At 67.5% G+C, this 17,307-nt stretch carries 17 protein-coding genes; 9 read left to right on the top strand and 8 right to left on the bottom strand.

All coding sequences use genetic code 11. The features are described 5' to 3' along the window. Positions 1 to 69: 69 nt before the first annotated feature. Together I2487_RS12395 and I2487_RS12400 are read left to right on the top strand one after the other, a co-directional pair. Positions 70 to 2,220 carry a prolyl oligopeptidase family serine peptidase gene (locus I2487_RS12395; RefSeq protein ID WP_207169597.1) on the top strand — a complete coding sequence of 717 codons (2,151 nt, stop codon included), beginning with the start codon at positions 70 to 72 and terminating at the stop codon, positions 2,218 to 2,220. 152 nt (positions 2,221 to 2,372) lie between these two features. After that, positions 2,373 to 4,601, top strand: coding sequence for a thioredoxin domain-containing protein (locus tag I2487_RS12400; RefSeq protein WP_207169596.1), 2,229 nt, complete (start codon positions 2,373 to 2,375; stop codon positions 4,599 to 4,601). A 25-nt stretch (positions 4,602 to 4,626) separates the two neighbouring features. Here the strand turns inward: I2487_RS12400 and trhA are convergent, their stop codons facing one another. Next, on the bottom strand, positions 4,627 to 5,238 hold the full coding sequence (gene trhA / locus I2487_RS12405; protein WP_255546347.1) for a PAQR family membrane homeostasis protein TrhA: 612 nt from the start codon (positions 5,236 to 5,238) through the stop codon (positions 4,627 to 4,629). A gap of 230 nt (positions 5,239 to 5,468) precedes the next feature. On the opposite strand from trhA, the gene uppS reads away from it, so the two are divergent. Together uppS and phoH2 are read left to right on the top strand one after the other, a co-directional pair. After that, on the top strand, positions 5,469 to 6,251 hold the full coding sequence (uppS, locus tag I2487_RS12410; protein WP_207169594.1) for a polyprenyl diphosphate synthase: 783 nt from the start codon (positions 5,469 to 5,471) through the stop codon (positions 6,249 to 6,251). A 398-nt stretch (positions 6,252 to 6,649) separates the two neighbouring features. Then, a complete protein-coding gene (gene phoH2 / locus I2487_RS12415; protein WP_345941426.1) occupies positions 6,650 to 7,960 on the top strand; it encodes an RNA 5'-3' helicase PhoH2 in 1,311 nt (436 codons plus the stop codon). 125 nt (positions 7,961 to 8,085) lie between these two features. On the opposite strand, the gene I2487_RS12420 is transcribed toward phoH2, so the two are convergent. Then, the gene (locus I2487_RS12420) at positions 8,086 to 8,796 is read right to left on the bottom strand and encodes a rhomboid family intramembrane serine protease (protein WP_207169593.1); all 711 of its coding nucleotides are present in this window, start codon (positions 8,794 to 8,796) and stop codon (positions 8,086 to 8,088) included. 146 nt (positions 8,797 to 8,942) lie between these two features. On the opposite strand from I2487_RS12420, the gene I2487_RS12425 reads away from it, so the two are divergent. Continuing rightward, a complete protein-coding gene (locus I2487_RS12425) occupies positions 8,943 to 9,455 on the top strand; it encodes a MarR family winged helix-turn-helix transcriptional regulator (RefSeq protein WP_207169592.1) in 513 nt (170 codons plus the stop codon). A 124-nt stretch (positions 9,456 to 9,579) separates the two neighbouring features. Continuing rightward, on the top strand, positions 9,580 to 11,001 hold the full coding sequence (locus tag I2487_RS12430) for a class II fumarate hydratase (protein WP_207169591.1): 1,422 nt from the start codon (positions 9,580 to 9,582) through the stop codon (positions 10,999 to 11,001). A 99-nt stretch (positions 11,002 to 11,100) separates the two neighbouring features. Here the strand turns inward: I2487_RS12430 and I2487_RS12435 are convergent, their stop codons facing one another. The 4 genes from I2487_RS12435 to I2487_RS12450 form a co-directional block, all read right to left on the bottom strand. After that, entirely contained in the window at positions 11,101 to 11,589 is a 489-nt protein-coding gene (locus tag I2487_RS12435; RefSeq protein ID WP_207169590.1) for an NUDIX hydrolase, read from the bottom strand. 4 nt (positions 11,590 to 11,593) lie between these two features. Beyond that, entirely contained in the window at positions 11,594 to 12,127 is a 534-nt protein-coding gene (locus tag I2487_RS12440) for a prepilin peptidase (protein ID WP_345941425.1), read from the bottom strand. A 79-nt stretch (positions 12,128 to 12,206) separates the two neighbouring features. After that, a complete protein-coding gene (locus I2487_RS12445) occupies positions 12,207 to 12,836 on the bottom strand; it encodes a carbonic anhydrase (RefSeq protein WP_207169589.1) in 630 nt (209 codons plus the stop codon). After that, positions 12,833 to 13,456 (bottom strand): DUF4245 family protein, encoded by a 624-nt coding sequence (locus I2487_RS12450; protein WP_207169588.1) that lies wholly within the window; start codon positions 13,454 to 13,456, stop codon positions 12,833 to 12,835. Before I2487_RS12450 ends, I2487_RS12445 begins: the two co-directional genes overlap by 4 nt. Before the next feature lie 134 nt (positions 13,457 to 13,590). Between I2487_RS12450 and glpX the strand changes: the two genes are divergently transcribed. Continuing rightward, positions 13,591 to 14,655, top strand: a complete 1,065-nt coding sequence (glpX, locus tag I2487_RS12455) for a class II fructose-bisphosphatase (RefSeq protein WP_051501366.1) — start codon at positions 13,591 to 13,593, stop codon at positions 14,653 to 14,655. Positions 14,656 to 14,676: 21 nt separating this feature from the next. Here the strand turns inward: glpX and I2487_RS12460 are convergent, their stop codons facing one another. Both I2487_RS12460 and I2487_RS12465 read right to left on the bottom strand, forming a co-directional pair. Then, positions 14,677 to 15,804, bottom strand: coding sequence for a tyrosine-type recombinase/integrase (locus I2487_RS12460; RefSeq protein WP_255546333.1), 1,128 nt, complete (start codon positions 15,802 to 15,804; stop codon positions 14,677 to 14,679). Then, complete coding sequence (locus tag I2487_RS12465) at positions 15,788 to 16,369, bottom strand: helix-turn-helix domain-containing protein (RefSeq protein WP_207169587.1); 582 nt, start codon at positions 16,367 to 16,369, stop codon at positions 15,788 to 15,790. Before I2487_RS12465 ends, I2487_RS12460 begins: the two co-directional genes overlap by 17 nt. A 101-nt stretch (positions 16,370 to 16,470) precedes the next feature. Here I2487_RS12465 and I2487_RS12470 point away from each other — a divergent pair, with 101 nt between their 5' ends. Both I2487_RS12470 and I2487_RS12475 read left to right on the top strand, forming a co-directional pair. Continuing rightward, on the top strand, positions 16,471 to 16,710 hold the full coding sequence (locus I2487_RS12470; protein ID WP_207169586.1) for a helix-turn-helix transcriptional regulator: 240 nt from the start codon (positions 16,471 to 16,473) through the stop codon (positions 16,708 to 16,710). Next, complete coding sequence (locus I2487_RS12475; RefSeq protein WP_207169585.1) at positions 16,707 to 17,006, top strand: hypothetical protein; 300 nt, start codon at positions 16,707 to 16,709, stop codon at positions 17,004 to 17,006. The genes I2487_RS12470 and I2487_RS12475 overlap by 4 nt, the downstream gene beginning before the upstream one ends. The last annotated feature ends 301 nt before the right edge of the window (positions 17,007 to 17,307 follow it).

A 17,307-nucleotide genomic window follows, 5' to 3' on the forward strand; every position in this document is an offset into this window, starting at 1 on the left:
GGTTTCGGGGCCTGAATGCCCGGAGATTCCGCCCCTCAACGCCGGGGTGGGGTGTCCTACACTGGCGCCATGGTGACAACCCTTCCTCATGGATCCTGGCCCTCGACGATCTCTGCCGAACAGCTGGCGGTGGGCGGCAACCGACTGGGCTCCCCACAGTGGGTCGGCGCCCAGCTCTGGTGGAGCGAGTCCCTCGCCGCCGAGGGCGGCCGACAGAGCATCGTGCGCACCGATTCGGACCCGCTGGCGGCGGCACAGCACGACGACGACGCGGCTCGCCGGGGCCCTGCCGCGCGCCCCCGCACCGTGAGCGTGCTGCCGGCCCCGTTCAACGCCCGGTCCCGGGTCCACGAATACGGCGGCTCCTCGTGGATCGCGCTGCCCGCCGACCCTCCGGCCCCGGCCGCCCTGCCCGAAGGCGCCGTGCCCGAGAGTGCCGTCCCGGCGCAGGATGGTTCCGGGGATCCGCTGGTGTTGTTCGTGAACTTCACCGACCAGAGGGTCTACGCCTTCGTCGAGGGCGCAACCCCGCAGCCGATCAGCCCGGTGGGTGCCGAGATTGCCGCCGCCGGCGGACCCTCGCTGCGCTGGGCACAGCCCACCGCGGTCTCCCTCGCCGAGGGCACCACGGAGGTGTGGTGGATCTGCGAGGAGCACCTCGGGGGTGAAGACTCAGCGGGTGCTGCGCGCATCGAACGCTATATTGCGGCGCTTCCCCTGGACGGCTCGGCCGCCGAGGACCAGACTGCGGTGCGCAAGGTGACCCCGTCCTCGCGGTTCGTCGCGCACCCGCAGCTCTCACCGGATGGGACCCAGCTGGCCTGGATCTCCTGGGAACACCCGCAGATGCCCTGGGACGGCACCGCGCTGCACGTGGGCCGAGTCGCCGGCGGGATCGTGGTCGAGGATCAGGTCCTCGACGGCGGCCCCGAGGTCTCGGTGCTGCAGCCGCAGTGGCGTCGCGACGGGGAGCTGCTCTACCTCAGCGACCGTTCCGGGTGGTGGAACCCCTGGACGGTGCAGACCGCCCCGGCAGAGCCGCCGCGCCAGCTGCTGGTCGATGAGCAGGAGTACGCCGGGCCGCTCTGGCAGCTGGGCCAGCGCTGGGTCACCCCGATCGACGCCGATCACGCCCTGTGCATCCACGGAACCGCCACCGACTCGTTGGGCGTGCTGGACCTGCGTGACGGCACGGTCTCGCCGGTGGCGCTGCCGCATACCGCCATCTCCGGGGTGAGCCTGCGCGAGGACGGTGCACTCGCGCTGCATGGCTCTTCAAGGACCGAATTCCCTGCGATCAGCGTGGGCCAGCTCGTGGTGACCGAGGGGCAGTGGACGGTGGAGAGCCTCGACGTCGTACGCTCCTCCCGGCAGGACGCCCCCGACCCCGGGCTGCTGCCGGTGCCCGAGCCGATCACGGTGCGCGACGCCTCGGGGCAGGAGATCCATGCGGTGCTCTACCGGCCGCACCAGGAGGGATTCGCCGCTCCGGAGGGTGAGCTGCCACCGTTCATCGCCCAGGTGCACGGCGGGCCCACCGGCCAGGCCGCCGTCGGACTCTCCCTGGGGATCGCTTATTACACCTCGCGCGGACTCGGCGTGGTGGACATCAACTATGGCGGATCCACCGGTTTCGGCCGGGCCTACCGGGAACGGCTCAAGGGTCAATGGGGCGTGGTGGACGTGGAGGACACCGTCGCGGTCATGGAACACCTGGTACGGGAGGGGATCGCCGATCCTCGTCGGCTGGGGATCGAGGGCGGCAGCGCCGGGGGATGGACCACCCTGGCCTGCCTGACCCGCACCGAGACCTTTGCCGCAGGAGTCTCCAGCTTCGGAGTGGCCGATCTGGTGGCGCTGGCCGAGGACACCCACGACTTCGAGTCCCGCTACCTGGACGGGCTCGTCGGCCCGTACCCGGAGGCCGCAGAGATCTACCGCGAGCGGGCACCGCTGAACCATGTGGACACCCTGAGCTGCCCTGTGCTTCTGCTTCAGGGCGACGAGGACCCAATCGTCCCGCCGAACCAGGCCGAGATGTTCCGCGATGCGCTCGCGGCGAAGTCGATCCCGCATGCGTATCTGCTCTTCGCCGGGGAGCAGCACGGATTCCGGAAGGCCGAGAACATCATCACCAGCTTCGAGGCTGCGCTGAGCTTCTACGGCCAGATCTTCGGCTTCGAACCCGAGGGGATCCCACACCTGCAGCTGAGCCGCTGACCGGCTGACCCGCCCGCCCTCCCTGACGTTGAGGGGCGGATTCTACGAGCAGTTGAGCGGGATCGGGGCCTCAGATGCACGGAGATTCCGCCCCTCAACGCGGGTGGGATGGGGTGCTCGACGCCGGGTCGCGGGTGCGCGAGACTGGGCGGATGGGACATCGCATTGCTGAGAGCTCTTCGCTGTACCTCCGATCCCACGCCGAGAACCCCGTGGACTGGCACCCCTGGGGGGCTGCGGCCTTCGCCGAGGCGCGCCGCCGCGACGTCCCGGTCTTCGTCTCGATCGGCTACGCGGCCTGCCACTGGTGCCACGTGATGGCGCGCGAGTCCTTCGCGGACCCGGTGCTCGCGGCGACGCTGAACGAACGGTTCGTCGCGATCAAGGTCGACCGCGAGGAGCACCCCGATGTGGATGACACCTATATGGCCGCCACCCAGGCGATGACCAAGCAGGGCGGCTGGCCCATGAGCGTATTCACTCTCCCCGATGCCCGGGTCTTCCACGCCGGCACCTACTTCCCTCCCCGCCGGGTGGGGCAGGTCCCTTCCTTCGCCGAGGTCCTCGATGCCGTCCACCAGGCCTGGACCGAGCGCCGCAGCGAGGTCGAGACCTCCGCGGGCAAGATCGCCGAGTCCCTCGGGGTTCAGCGTCGGCAGCAGGCGGGACTGGCCACGACGGTCCATGCCCTGGACGATGGCGCACCCATCGACGGCGCAGACGCCGGCCCCTCGCGCACCGGCCCCTCGCGCATAGAACCCGCGGAGCTGGACGGACTGGTCGACGACGCGCTGCGGGTGCTGAGTGAGCAGGAGGACCCGGTCCACGGCGGCTTCGGTTCCGCGCCGAAGTTCCCGCCCTCCCCGCTGCTGGGCTTCCTGCTCGAGGAGGCCGTCTGGGACCCCGGCTCCGAGGCGGCCGGGTTGGCGCTGCGGACACTGGAGACCCTGGGTCGTTCTGCGCTCTTCGACCAGGTCGAAGGCGGATTCGCGCGATACGCCACCGACCTCGCCTGGGCGCTGCCGCACTTCGAGAAGATGCTCTACGACAACGCTCAGCTCATCGGGCATTACGCCCGGCTCAGCAGGCACCCCGCCGTCGACGAGGTCTCTCGCGCACGCGCCGAACGGCAGGCCCGGCTCAGCCTGGACTGGCTCACCGAGCGCATGCTGCTGCCGGACTCAGGACTGCTGGCCTCCTCGCTCGACGCCGACACGGTGGACGCCGACGGTCGGCACAGTGAGGGCGCCACCTACCTGTTCTCCGACGAAGAGCTGGACGAGGCCGCTGGGGCTGCCGGCCTGGGGGAGGAGCAGGCCCAGGAGCTGGTGGCGCTGAACCACGGCGTCCCCGCCGATGAGCAGTCGATCACGCAGGGCGCCCCGCTGCACATCAGCGCGCAGACTCCGCGCACCCTGCACTTCGATGCGCCGCTGACCGGGGAACAGACTCAGCTCATGGAGCAGGTGGCACCGGAGCTGCGCCGTCGTCGGCTGCTGCGGGATCAGCCGGCCCGGGACGAGAAGGTCGTCGCGGCCTGGAACGCCCAGGCGATCACCTCCATGGCCACGGCCGCGGCGCTCTGGGACGATTCCGCGCTGCTGGCCCAGGCCGAGGCGCTCGCCGAACGGCTCTGGCAGACCCACGTGAGGCATGAACCCGGCGAAGACCCCGCGGACGAGTCCGCTGCTCTCCACCGGGCTGGTCGGGTGCGCCTGCACCGGATCTCCTACGCCGGCATTCCCGCCGCCGAGCTCGGCGGGCTTGCCGATCATGCGCATCTGGCGGTGGCCTGCTTCCAGCTCGGCTCGGCCGGCGCCGACGCCGAGTGGATGCGCCGCGGCGCCGCCGTGCTGGGTCAGATCCTGCAAAGCTTCGTGATCCGCGAGGGCGGGGAGATCCAGCTCTTGGAGAGCTCGGATGCCGAGGGGCTGCTCACCGCCGCGCAGCAGGGCCCGCTGCTGGCCACCCCGCTGGACGGACCCGAGCCCAGCAGCGTCGCCGCCCTGGCCCAGGCGCTGCAGATGGCCGAGGCGCTGGAGCTGCTCGGTGCCGAGGACCTCAGACCAGGGCAGATCCTGCAGCACGTGAAGCTCGCCGCCGCCAAGGCACCCACCGTGATCGGAGCCTCCCTGCTGGTGGCGCGCCGGGCGGCACGGCAGTCCCCGGCGTTCCGGTTCCTCGCCGGCACCGCGGCGGACCTGGCTCAGGTGCGCCGGGCCGGTGCGCTTCACGGGGTGCCGGTGGAGCCGGTTGCCGCCGAGACCGTGGCGCCGGAGGCCGGGCTGCAGCTCAGCGTATGCCTCAACGCCGTGGGCGCGATGGTCTGCCTGCCTCCGGTGGGTTCACCGGATCAGGCGCTGGCCGCGCTGCGCGGGTGAAGCCCCCGGCTGTGCAGCGCAGGCCTCAGTCCAGCAGCGCGAACATGATCGCGATGTAGTGGCAGATGAATCCGATCAGCGTGCAGGCGTGGAAGAGCTCATGGAACCCGAACCAGTGCAGCGAGATGTTCGGCCGCTTCAGCGCATAGAAGACCGCACCGACGATGTAGAACAGCCCGCCCACGCAGATCAGCGTGGCTGCGGCGACGTCGGCGGCGAAGAAGTCACCCAGGAACACCAGCGCCGCGAGGCCCAGGAGGACGTAGACCGGGGTGTAGAGCCAGCGCGGCGCGTCGGTCCAGAAGACCCGGAAGGCGACCCCGCCCAGGGCCCCGGTCCAGACCGCCACCAGCAGGATCAGGTCGCGCGGCTCCGGGAGCAGCGCCAGGGTCAGCGGGGTGTAGGTCCCCGCGATGATCAGCATGATGTTGGTGTGGTCCAGGCGCTTGAGCACTCGTGCGGTGCGCGGTGACCAGGTGCCCAGGTGATAGGTCGCGGAGACGGCGAACAGCAGCAGCCCGGTGATCACATAGACCACCGAGGCCACGCGCAGGGTGCCTGGGGGAGCCAGAACGATCAGCACGATGCCCGCGCTCAGAGCCAGCGGCACCATCGCGGCGTGCAGCCAGCCGCGCATCCGCGGCTTCAGCGGCACCTCGGAGTCGAAGAGTCGCTCCGCCGGGGCGGTGCTGCGGTGAGGAAGCTCGGTCTTCTGCTCATGCGTAGCCACGGCACCAGTGTAGAGCCACAGGTGACCAGCCAGTAACATACTGTGTCACACGCCGCATCTGGACGCGCGCCGCCCCCGGGCTCAGATCTCCGGGCCGTCCCTTAGGGTGGGAATGCGCCAACATTGCAGGAGGTCCCATGGGGCTGCGTTCTCTCGCCTATGCCGTCTATGAGCGGCAGATCAGCCGCGCGCTGCCGCAGGACCGGATCCCGCAGCACATCGGCGTGGTGGTGGACGGCAACCGTCGTTGGGCGAAGCTGGCCGGCACCCCCACCGCAGACGGCCACCTGGCGGGCGCGAACAAGATCGTGGAGTTCATCGACTGGTGCGCCGAGCTCGGCGTGCCCACGGTGACCCTCTACATGCTCTCCACGGACAATATGAGCCGCTCCGCCGAGGAGCTGGACCAGCTCATGGAGATCATCGCCGACACCCTCGAGCGGCTGTGCGAATCCCGGCCCGGCGGGCGCCCGGTGCGGGTCCACCCGGTCGGGCAGCCCGAGCTGCTTCCCGCGCCGCTGGCCGAGCGGCTGCGTTGCGTGGATGCGGAGCTTGCCCGGGCCGAGGAGGAGCCGGCCGTGCATGTCAACGTTGCGGTGGGCTACGGCGGACGTCAGGAGATCGTGGACGCGGTCAAGGATCTGCTGCGTCACGCCGAGTCCCAGGGGCGAAGCATCAGCGAAGTGGCCGAGGAGCTCACCCCAGGCTCGATCGCCGACTGGCTCTACACCCGCGGCCAGCCCGACCCGGAGCTGATCATCCGGACCTCGGGGGAGCAGCGGCTCTCCGGATTTCTGATGTGGCAGTCGGCCTACTCGGAGTTCTACTTCTGCGAGGCGCTGTGGCCCGACTTCCGCCGCGTGGACTTCATCCGCGCGCTGCGTGACTACGCACAGCGGCAACGGCGCTTCGGAAACTGACGCCGGCACCCGCCGCGCCGCGCCGGCGTCATGAGCGTCCGGTCTCGAAGTGTTTACCGGTTCGTCACGCCGAACTCATCGAAAACTACTGCCATGTAGTTCGATGCGGAGTACGCTTTGAAGTGTCAGAACACTGACCGGAGAGGCCCGATCGCGTATGCCGCAGGCATCACGGAGAAGGGGTCGGACCGGCCCCGCAGGGCCGAACCGACCACCCCTGAGAATCACAACGGGGACAGTTCAAGGTTCCGCCGCGAGTCGGAGACGTCACCAGGCGTCCGCCGTCGAGACTCACGGACGGGACCTTCTGTGTTTCCGGATATGGAGAAACCGTGGCCTCCTCGCACCTGAACCAAGCAAACGCTGACTCCGTCGACAAGGAGGAGTTCGAGAAGGAGATCGCCGGCGCACTCGCCCAGAAGTCCTACGTGATAGACACCTCGGTGCTGCTTTCGGATCCGAAGGCCTTCCTGAGGTTCGCCGAGCATGAGGTGATCCTCCCCGTCGTCGTCATCTCCGAGCTGGAGAAGAAGCGCCACGATGCTGAGCTGGGCTATTTCGCCCGCTCGGCGCTGCGCCTCCTCGATGAGCTGCGCGTGAAGCACGGGGCGCTGAATCGACCCATCCCGCTCAACGACCAGGGCGGACGGTTGCTGGTGGAGCTCAACCACATCTCCTTGGAGGTGCTGCCGCAGGGCTTCCGCGGTTCCGACAACGACGCGCGAATCCTGGCGGTGGCGAAGAGCTTCGCCGACGAGGGCCGTGAGGTCACCGTGGTCACCAAGGACCTGCCGATGCGGGTGAAGGCCTCGGCGATGGGGCTCGCGGCCGATGAGTACCGCAACGAATGGGTCGCCGATTCCGGCTGGACCGGCCTGGCCGAGGTCAGCGCGAGCTCGGAACAGATCGCCCAGCTCTACGAGGGCGAGAAGATCGACCTCGAGGACGCCGAGGAGCTGCCGGTGAACACCGGGCTGGTGATCTCCTCGGACCGCGGCTCCGCCCTGGGCCGGGTCAAGCAGAACGCGGCCTCACAGAAATACGTCCAGGTGGTCCGGGGAGATCGCGAGGTCTTCGGGCTGCACGGACGCTCCGCCGAGCAGCGCCTGGCCATCGACATGCTGATGGACCCGGAGCTGGGCATCGTCTCGATGGGAGGTCGAGCCGGAACGGGGAAGTCCGCGCTGGCCCTCTGCGCCGGGCTCGAAGCCGTGCTGGAGCGTGGAGAGCACAAGAAGATCATCGTGTTCCGCCCGCTCTACGCGGTGGGCGGCCAGGAGCTGGGATACCTGCCCGGCTCCGAGGCCGAGAAGATGAACCCTTGGGGCCAGGCGGTCTACGACACGCTCGGCGCGCTGGTCTCGGAGAACGCGCTGGACGAGGTGCTGCACCGCGGACTGCTCGAGGTGCTGCCGCTGACCCACATCCGCGGGCGCTCGCTGCATGATGCCTGGGTGATCGTCGACGAGGCGCAGTCGCTGGAGAAGAACGTGCTGCTCACCGTGATGTCGCGGATGGGGCAGAACTCGAAGATCGTGCTCACCCACGACGTCGCCCAGCGCGACAACCTTCGGGTCGGCCGACACGACGGCATCGCTGCGGTGGTCGAGATCCTCAAGGGCAACCCGCTCTTCGGGCATGTCACGCTGACCCGCTCGGAGCGTTCCCGGATCGCCGCGCTGGTCACGGAGCTGCTCGAGGACGTCTAGATCCCTGCGCTGCTGAGCATGCCCCGTCCGGCTCGGCCGGCCGGGGCATGCTCAGCACGGATGGCCGGGGCATGCTCGGCACGGATGGCCGGGGCGAGCTCGGCACGCCGGCCGATCAGTTCGGCTCAGCCTCGCGCGATCCTCCTGCTGGCACGCTCGGCGCGCGCAGACCTGGTGAAGATGAAGGCGACGACGACGCCGGCCGCGGCTCCGGCCAGATGCCCGGACCATGACACCCCGCCCGGGCTGATCGGGGTCATCCCGACGAGCATGCTCAGCCCATAGAGGAAGAGCACGGCCAGTGAGAAGACCACCGCGAGGATCCGCCGCGTGATGAAGCCGAAGGCGACCAGGAAGGTCGCGAAACCATAGATCACCGCGGAGGCCCCGATGTGCAGCCGGCCGCAGCCGAAGCCTTCCGGGGCGTGGCAGATCCAGGGCGTGCCGCCGAGCCAGAGCAGCACCCCTGAGAGCAGCCAGATCACGGCGGTGATGCTGACGAACCGCCGGGTCAGCAGCGAGACCATGCCGCCCAGGACCAGCCAGGACATCGAGTTGCTCAGGATATGCCCGAGGCTGCCGTGCAGCAGCGGCATGAACAGGATCCCGAGCAGGCCGTCCACGTCGCGCGCCTGCAGACCCAGCGCCCGGTTGAGCCAGTTCCCGGTGAAGACCATCACCAGATACACCGCCCACATCCCGACCAGCGGGACCACGACCGGCAGGAAGGTCCGACCGAAGGTGGATCTCAGGTCGGAGCTCAGAGATCCCCAGGAATCCTCGGACGTGCTGCCGATCTGATCGCCCGCGCCGGATCGTTGGAATGCTCTGCTCATCACTCCATGCTACGCAGAGGCCGGGGGTCGGCGTGCACCCCCGGTGGCCGGGATTTCGGCGGTGTCCTACCATTGGCTAGAAGGGCTAACACTTAGCCCATGCAACTATCGAGAGACAGCGGCGTGACGGCCACTGCGAGGCGGGGATGTTGAAGGAAGAACACGGACATCAGGAAGATTCCCCCGGTCTCCGGCCCGGGGGCTACTGGTACCAGGACACTGCGCATGCGCCGAGCTCCGTGGAGGTGCTGAACCTGCTGCGCAGGTACCGCGAGTCGGAACGGAAGATGCGCTCGCGCACCCGGGATTCGATGAGCATGGGAGAGACGGATCTCCTCGCGCTGCGCCACGTGCTGCGCGCCCAGGCAGCCGGAGAGCTGCTGCGCCAACGGGATCTGGCCCGCGAACTGGACATCAGCGCCGCCTCGGTCAGCGTCCTGGTGGACCGACTGATCCGTGACGAATATGTCCGACGCGTGCCGTTCCCCAGCGACCGCCGCTCGGTGGCGATCCAACCCACCATCGCAGGAGACCACGAGGTGCGCGAGACGCTCAGCGAGATGCACCGCCGGATGCTCGCCGCCGTGGAGACGCTCACCGAGGCTGAACGCGCGGCCGCCGCGAAGTTCCTCAACGGGCTCATCGCCAGCGTCGACTGAGCTCGGTCGGTGCGCCCCGCCGCGCAGCGTCCCTGGTGCGCCCGCAGCGTCCACGGGTCAGCCCGGGGGCTCGGGCTGCGCGTCACTGTCTCGGTCCCCGGAGATCGGTTATTAGACTGAGGCTATGACCGAGAACACTGCTGAGACCGAATACCGTATCGAGCGCGACACCATGGGTGAGGTGAAGGTGCCCGCCCAGGCCCTGTATCGCGCACAGACCCAGCGCGCCGTGGAGAACTTCCCGATCTCGGGACGCACCCTGGAGCGCGCCCACATCGAGGCGCTGGCGCGGGTGAAGAAGGCCGCCGCCCGGGCGAACAAGGATCTCGGGGTGCTCGACGCCGAGCTCGCCGAGGCGATCGTCCACGCCGCCGAGCTGGTCGAGACCGGAGACCTCGACGAGCACTTCCCGATCGACGTGTTCCAGACCGGCTCCGGGACCTCCTCGAACATGAACACCAACGAGGTGCTGGCCACCCTGGCCAACCGCTACCTGGCAGAGAAGGGCTCGGACAAAGAGGTCCACCCCAACGACCACGTCAACGCCTCGCAGTCCTCCAACGACGTCTTCCCCACCTCCGTGCACGTGGCCGCCACCTCCGCGCTGGTCAACGATCTGCAGCCGGCCCTGGCCTACCTCGCCGAGGCGCTGGAGGCCAAGTCCGAAGAGTTCGCCTCCGTGGTGAAGTCCGGCCGCACCCACCTGATGGACGCCACCCCGGTCACCCTGGGCCAGGAGTTCGGCGGCTACGCCGCACAGGTGCGCTACGGCGTCGAACGCATCGATTCCGCCCTGCCGCGCGTGGCCGAGGTGCCCCTGGGCGGAACCGCCGTGGGCACCGGGATCAACACCCCGCTGGGCTTCGCCGAGAAGGCCATCGCCAGCCTCGCCCAGGACACCGGGCTGCCGCTGACCGAGGCCCGGGACCACTTCGAGGCCCAGGCCAACCGAGACGGGCTGGTGGAGGCCTCCGGGCAGCTGCGCAACATCGCCTACTCCCTGATGAAGATCAACAACGACCTGCGCTGGATGGGGTCGGGTCCCAACACCGGTCTCGGTGAGATCGCGATCCCGGACCTGCAGCCGGGCTCCTCGATCATGCCCGGCAAGGTCAACCCGGTGATCTGCGAATCCGCGATCCAGGTCTGCGCCCAGGTGATCGGCAACGACACCACCGTCGCGCTGTCCTCCACCAACGGCGCCTTCGAGCTCAACGTGGGCATCCCGGTGATGGCCGCGAACCTCCTGGAGTCCATCCGGCTGCTGAAGAACACCAGCTATGTGATGGCCGACAAGATGATCAAGGGCTTGACCGCCAACGAGGAGCGCGCCGCGTTCCTCGCCGCCGCGTCCCCCTCGGTGGTGACCCCGCTGAACAAGCACATCGGCTACGAGGCCGCCGCCGAGATCGCGAAGCACGCGGTGAAGAACAAGCTCACCGTGCGCGACGCCGTGATCGAGCTGGGCTACGTCGAGCGCGGCGAACTCACCGAGGCGCAGCTCGATGAGTCCCTGGACCTGATGAGCATGACCCGCCCCGGCTGATCCCGGCCCCGTTCAGCCCCGCGCCTTCCCGCCCCGTGCAGTTGAGTTCTCCGGTCGCTACACAGCGACCGGAGAACTCAACCAGCGGGTGGGGTGGACTCAGCTGCGGAATCGGGCGGGGGCCTCGGCATCCAACGCCCAGTCGATGACCATCCGCTGGTCCTCGCTGATCGGCTCCGGGAGCCTCGAGACGCGGAACCAGCCGACCTCGACGGACTCGTCATCGTTGACCCGGGCCTGCCCCGAGACGGGCTCCATCTCCAGCACCGTGTCCAGGTACCGGCACGCGTCCCCATTGGGGTAGCGCACCAGCCCGGTCGCGAAGACCCCGGCCACCCGCACCGGACGGGCGATGACCCCGGTCTCCTCCTCGACCTCGCGGACGGCGCCCAGGGCCGGGTCCTCGCCTGGATCCAGGATCCCCGAGGTCACCGTCCAGGCGCCGTTGTCGGCCCGACGCACCAGCAGCACCTCGGTCTCTTGGTCCCCGGTGGCTCGGCGCAGTACCACGCCCCGGGTGGCCGGGATCCAGAGCTCCTTGGTGCCGATGTCTTGACGCAGTTCCTTGATGAAGTCAGGGGTGGGCATGGGTTCAGCCTAGCGAGTCACCGCCGCTGAGCATCAGCGCAACAGCGGTGCCCACCAGGAGAAACGGCCCGAAGGGGACCGCGGTCCTGGCCGTGCCTTGCCCGGAGATCAGCAGTCCCGCCGAGACCAGTCCGCCGAGCAGGAAGGACGCCACGACGGCGGCCAGCACGGTGTTCCAGCCGAGGAGGCCGGTGTAGAGCCCCAGCACCACGGCGAGCTTCACGTCTCCCATGCCCAGTGCCGGCGGAGCGATCAGCCGCACGAGCAGGAAGAGCCCGCCCCAGATGAGTGCGGCAGCGAGGGCACGCAGCGCAGCGAGCGGGTCCCCCAGCAGCAGCGCCGTGGGCAGCAGGAGGCCCAGTGCGACTGCGGCCCAGGGGTAGATGATGCGGTTCGGGAGCCGGTGTTCCCGCAGATCGATGAAGCTCAAAGAGATGGCGCAGACCGCGAAGACGACCCCGCCGACCAGCAGCAACAGCCCGGCAAGGGCCTGGTCCAGCGATCCGGAACTCAGAAGCTCGGTGATGAACGCGATCACGGACCCACCCTAGGCGTCAGCCCCTCCGGAGGGAATGGGGCTGACCGTCCTGGGGAGATTCAGCCGGCTGGGCCGAAGGTCAGACCTCGCCGATGCTGGTGACGACGTCGGCCCGCCCCTCCGAGAGCCGGTAGGTCACCCCCATGACCGCGGTGCGACCCTCGGCCACGGCCGCGTGGAGCACCCGGGAGTGATCCACGATCCGGTGCGCGGTCTGCTTCACATGCTCTTCCACGGTCTCATTGACGCTGGTGATCCCCGCGCGCTGCGCGGCCATCACCGAGGGAGTGATGCGCTCCACCAGGCTGCGCACGAAGCCGGTGGGGGTGACCCCGGACTCGGTGGCCTGCAGCGCGGCCGAGACCGCGCCGCAGGAGTCGTGGCCCAGCACCACGATCAGCGGGACCTTGAGCTCGGCGACGCTGAACTCCAGGGAGCCGAGCACGGCGTCGTCGGTGACCTGACCTGCGGTGCGCACGACGAAGATGTCGCCGAGGCCGACGTCGAAGATGATCTCGGCAGCCAGACGGGAGTCCGAGCAGCCGAAGATCGTGGCCACCGGGTGCTGGGACTCGGTGAGCGAGGAGCGGCGTGCGGCGTTCTGGTTCGGGTGCTTGGAATCGCCGGCGACGAAGCGGTCATTTCCGGCCTTGAGCAGCTCCCAGACCTCCGCGGGAAGCGGCTGTGCGGGCGTGGTTGAAGCGGTCATCCTGTGGAACCTCCGTTGTCGTCCTCTGTTTCTACCTCAACATCGATCGATGCCGCGACAGCTGCGAGGAAGGTCTCAAACTGCTCGGCGGTGGCATCGCCGCCGAGCACGATCGCGGTGCCGTCGACCGGGTTCTCCTCGGCCTCCAGGACGTAGTACTTCCACTGGTCATCTTCGCGGACCTCGAAGGTCAGCCCCTCGATGGTCTCCTCTCCGGTGGGCCCGATCTGCCGGGTCGCGTCGTAGACCCACGCCGGGTTGGGCTCGTCGGTCTGAGCGAAGCTCAGGAAGCTCTGCTCGTCCACGGAGTACCCGACCTCCCAGGCGGTGACGCCGAGCTCGACGCGGTTCTCCCAGCGGGCGTAGTTCGCCGTCCAACCCTCGGGCACCTCGGGGGAGATGGCGGTGAAGTTCGAGACGTCGCTGGTCCAGCCCGCCGCCTCCTCGACATCGACGTCCGGGGTGAAGGCGACGTCGCGCTCGGGACGCAGTCCTATCACGGCGAAGACCGCCAGCAGGGTGATGGCCACCGTGATCACCACGCCGATCAGAGGCTGGCGAAGGCGCTTCGCCTGGGACTGCGTCAGCTGCGGAGTGGGGGTGTCTTCTGGCTCGGTCACCTCTCTATTGTGTCACCGTGGACTGACATGCCCGGGTCCGTGACTCGATGCCGCGTCCGTGCTCGCGGCTATGATGGCGGCAGAGCCGGCGACGAGGCCGGTCAGAAGCCGAGACGACAAGGTGGCCCAAGCCCATGAACGATTCTTCGCAGCACCGCGGGACACGCTCCGACGACGGCTCGTCCCAGGACTTCTCCCATCTTTCGGCACGACTGGCCGTGGGGGACTCCGAGCCGGACCGCCACCTGGCCATGGAGCTGGTCCGGGTCACCGAGGCCGCAGCCATCGCCGGCGGCGCCTGGGTGGGCATGGGTGACAAGCTCACCGCCGACGGTGCCGCCGTGGACGCCATGCGCTCCCTGCTCGACACCGTGAACCTCAACGGGGTCGTGGTCATCGGCGAGGGCGAGAAGGATGAGGCTCCGATGCTCTATAACGGTGAGCGAGTCGGCAACGGTGCCGGGCCCGAGGCCGACGTGGCGGTCGATCCGATCGACGGCACCCGACTCACCGCACTGGGCTACAACAACGCACTCGCGGTGCTCGCCGTGGCCGAGCGCGGCACCATGTTCGACCCCTCCGCGGTGTTCTACATGGACAAGCTGATCACCGGGCCCGAAGCCGCCGACATGGTGGACCTTCGCCTGCCGGTGAAGCAGAACCTGCACCTGATCGCCAAGGCCAAGAACAAGCGGATCAGCCAGCTCAACGTCTGCGTGCTGGACCGCCCGCGGCACTCCAAGCTGGTCACCGAGATCCGCGAGGCCGGAGCCCGGGTCCGGTTCATCATGGACGGTGACGTGGCCGGCGGCATCGCCGCGGCTCGTGAAGGCTCCGGGATCGATGTGCTCATGGGCGTTGGGGGCACCCCCGAGGGCATCATCACCGCCTGCGCGATCAAGGCCGTGGGCGGCGTCATCCAGGGCCGCCTCGCCCCGGTCGACGACGAGGAGGCGCAGAAGGCGCTCGACGCCGGCCACGACGTCAGCCGGGTGCTGACCACCGACGAGCTGGTCACCGGGGACAACTGCTACTTCGCCGCCACCGGGATCACCGACGGCGACCTGCTGCGCGGCGTGCGGTACCAGGGCGACAAGGTCTCCACCCAGTCCATCGTGATGCGCTCGAAGTCCGGCACCGTTCGGATCATCGACGCGGAGCACCAGGCCCGCAAGTGGGAGTCCTACACCCGGCAGTAGTCATCGCCCCAGGTCAACAGACTAAGCGCCCTGCTTTCCCGTCACAATCCCAACATCGGAGTCCATGGCCTGCTTCATCATGGCCTCTACGGCAGTCCGCGTGACCTCTTGATGGGTGTTCCACAGGTGTGAGTAGCGGTTCAGCGTCACAGTGGCCGACTGGTGGCCGAGCTGGCGCTGAACCGTCACTACATCTGTACCGGCTGCGATGAGCCCAGAGGCGAAGAAGTGGCGCAGATCGTGGACCCGGTACGGACCCACCTTGGCGGCATCCAGCGCCTCGGCCCAGCGCGGGGCATACCCGTGATGAGTCGGCGGGTTCCCAGACGAGCCCATGAACAGCCAGTCCCCGTTAGTGCCCTCCTCGACATGCTGCGCGAGGATCTTCACCAGCCGCTCCGGGATGTACACAGTGCGCCGTGAACCGAACTTTGGTTCCTTCACATCCACCGTGCCCCGCCCCAGCGGCTGCACCTGCCGTTCTACTCGCAGTTCGCGTTGCAACCAACGGATGTCCTCGACCTTCAACCCGGCAGCCTCTCCCGGTCGCAGTCCAGCGAAAGCACACACCGACCAGAATGCCCGGTAATGCGGGTGAGAGTTCTCGAGGAGTTTCCCGACCTCGCCCGGCAGCGGGATGTTCATCTCGTCCTTGCTCAGCCGGGGGAGCGGCACCCCTTTCATCGGATCCCTGACAAGGTACTGATCTCGGATCGCCCCGTTGACCACCATCGTCACGTAGCTGACCCGCGTGCGGATCGTAGAGGGCTTCAACGTCTCAGACATCGTCTTCACCCACTGCTCCACATGGGAGCGTCTCACCTTGCCCAGCGGCACGTCGGCGAAGGTGCAGCTCTTGACCGCGATGTCGCAGAGCTTGAACGTGCCTGACTCCCACACCTGACGCTCACGAAAGCTGCGGTAATACTCGGTGAGGGTGAGCTTCCCGTCGGAGGAGTCCACATGTGTCCCGGCCTTGACCTCGGAATGAGATCGGCGCTTGAAGTCCCTCGCAGCGTTGAAGTTCCGGAACGTCTCTTGCCGGCGCTTTCCCTCAGAGTTCCGGTAGGCCACTTCATAGGACTTCCCGCCGTCGGCGCGCTCTACCGAGTAGATCCCCGGCTCGCGGGTCTTAGTCCTCTTCGTCATGCTCAGGCCGTTCTTGGGGATTCTCCTGAGCCCACTGGGTGTCCCTAGCCAACTGACCGATGTCTCGCTGGGTCAGTCGCCTAGCACTGGCCACTGCGGCCTCGAACGCTAACTGGTTCTCCCTGGGCAACAGGGATTGCACCGCGTCCAAGTCCATGACCGACAGGAGATATCGGAGACGTGCAACTGAATCAGACCAACTTCGGACGGCGGCTTGCATATAGCTCTGATGGTTCAAGGCTTCGCGGTACACGTCCCAAAACTCAGTCAAGAATCTCGACGGCCCAGAGTCCGACAGCATGTAGCCAACCTCGGTGCCGAGCACGCGTGCCAAAGCTCGCGCTTCCCCAAGACGAACTGGTCGGGTGCCCTTCTCAATCCTGGACACGGTCGCCTGATTGAACTGCTCCCACCCCTCTTCCACCATTCGGCGCGCTAGTTCACCCTGCGACATGTCCTGTTCTCTTCGCAGTGAGTTCAGGGCTTCACGGAAGCGCAGCTCTTCTAGATGGTCGCGTGAGAGAGAGTGGCGCAGCGTTCTCGCTGACTCAAGTTCGTCGGTCATGCCACAAGTATGCACTCTGAGATGCAATCTTTTCAATCCTGAGTGTATTAAACCGGCGAATGTCGTGTAGGATTGGAATTACCCAATCACAGGAGGATGGAATGAGTGCCACCAAGGCCGCAACGGACGACATTAGAGTCAAGGCTCCGCAGGACCAGCTGCTCACCATCGAGGAAGCGGCGCAGTATCTCCGCACAACGCCGAGCACGCTGCGCTACTGGCAGGGAATCTCGAAAGGTCCCAAGAGCTTCAAGCTTGGCGTCCGGCGTCTCTACCGAAAGAGCAGCTTGGACGAGTTCATTGCTCAGGCTGAATCCGAGCAGTACGAGGTGAGCGCATGAGCATCACCCAGAAGACAAAAGAACGACCTGGTACCCGTCGCCAAACAGATCACCAGGTCGCTCTCAACTCAGACACTCAACAAGGAGCATCCGCTATGAATCAGTCTACAACCAAAGCCCCTCCCAGAGCCGAAGAACTCTGCAACATCATGAGCGACCTCGCCGGGCGGATCATCCACACGGTGAGCGACATGGGGCGATTCGCCGATGAAGTTGGCATCTACCCCAGCGATCTCCTTAAGGCCGCTGACACCATCGCCCGGATCGAGGCGCATCAGCTCCAGGCAGGGAACTGATGCCACATGGAACAGACATGGGCAGCCCTCCCCGCATGTGACTGCCGGGATTGGTTTGAAGGGTACACAGCAGGACTGATTCAGGGTCGGAACGAAGGTAGGGAACAACTGGTCACAGAACAGCTCGCAGAACAGGCCCGGTGGGCAGACATGAACCGACGGTTCGTTGACACGGGTCTGCTGACGGTTCAGTTGACTTCCCGACTGCTAAGAAAGCAGAGAGGATAGTCCCATGCCGAAGATCTACTCCGAGGAGTTCAAGGCCTCCGCGTTGGAGCTGCTCGATTCCGGGATGACCCAG

Source organism: Nesterenkonia sp. E16_10 (assembly GCF_017347085.1).
In the GTDB taxonomy this organism is placed as follows: domain Bacteria; phylum Actinomycetota; class Actinomycetes; order Actinomycetales; family Micrococcaceae; genus Nesterenkonia.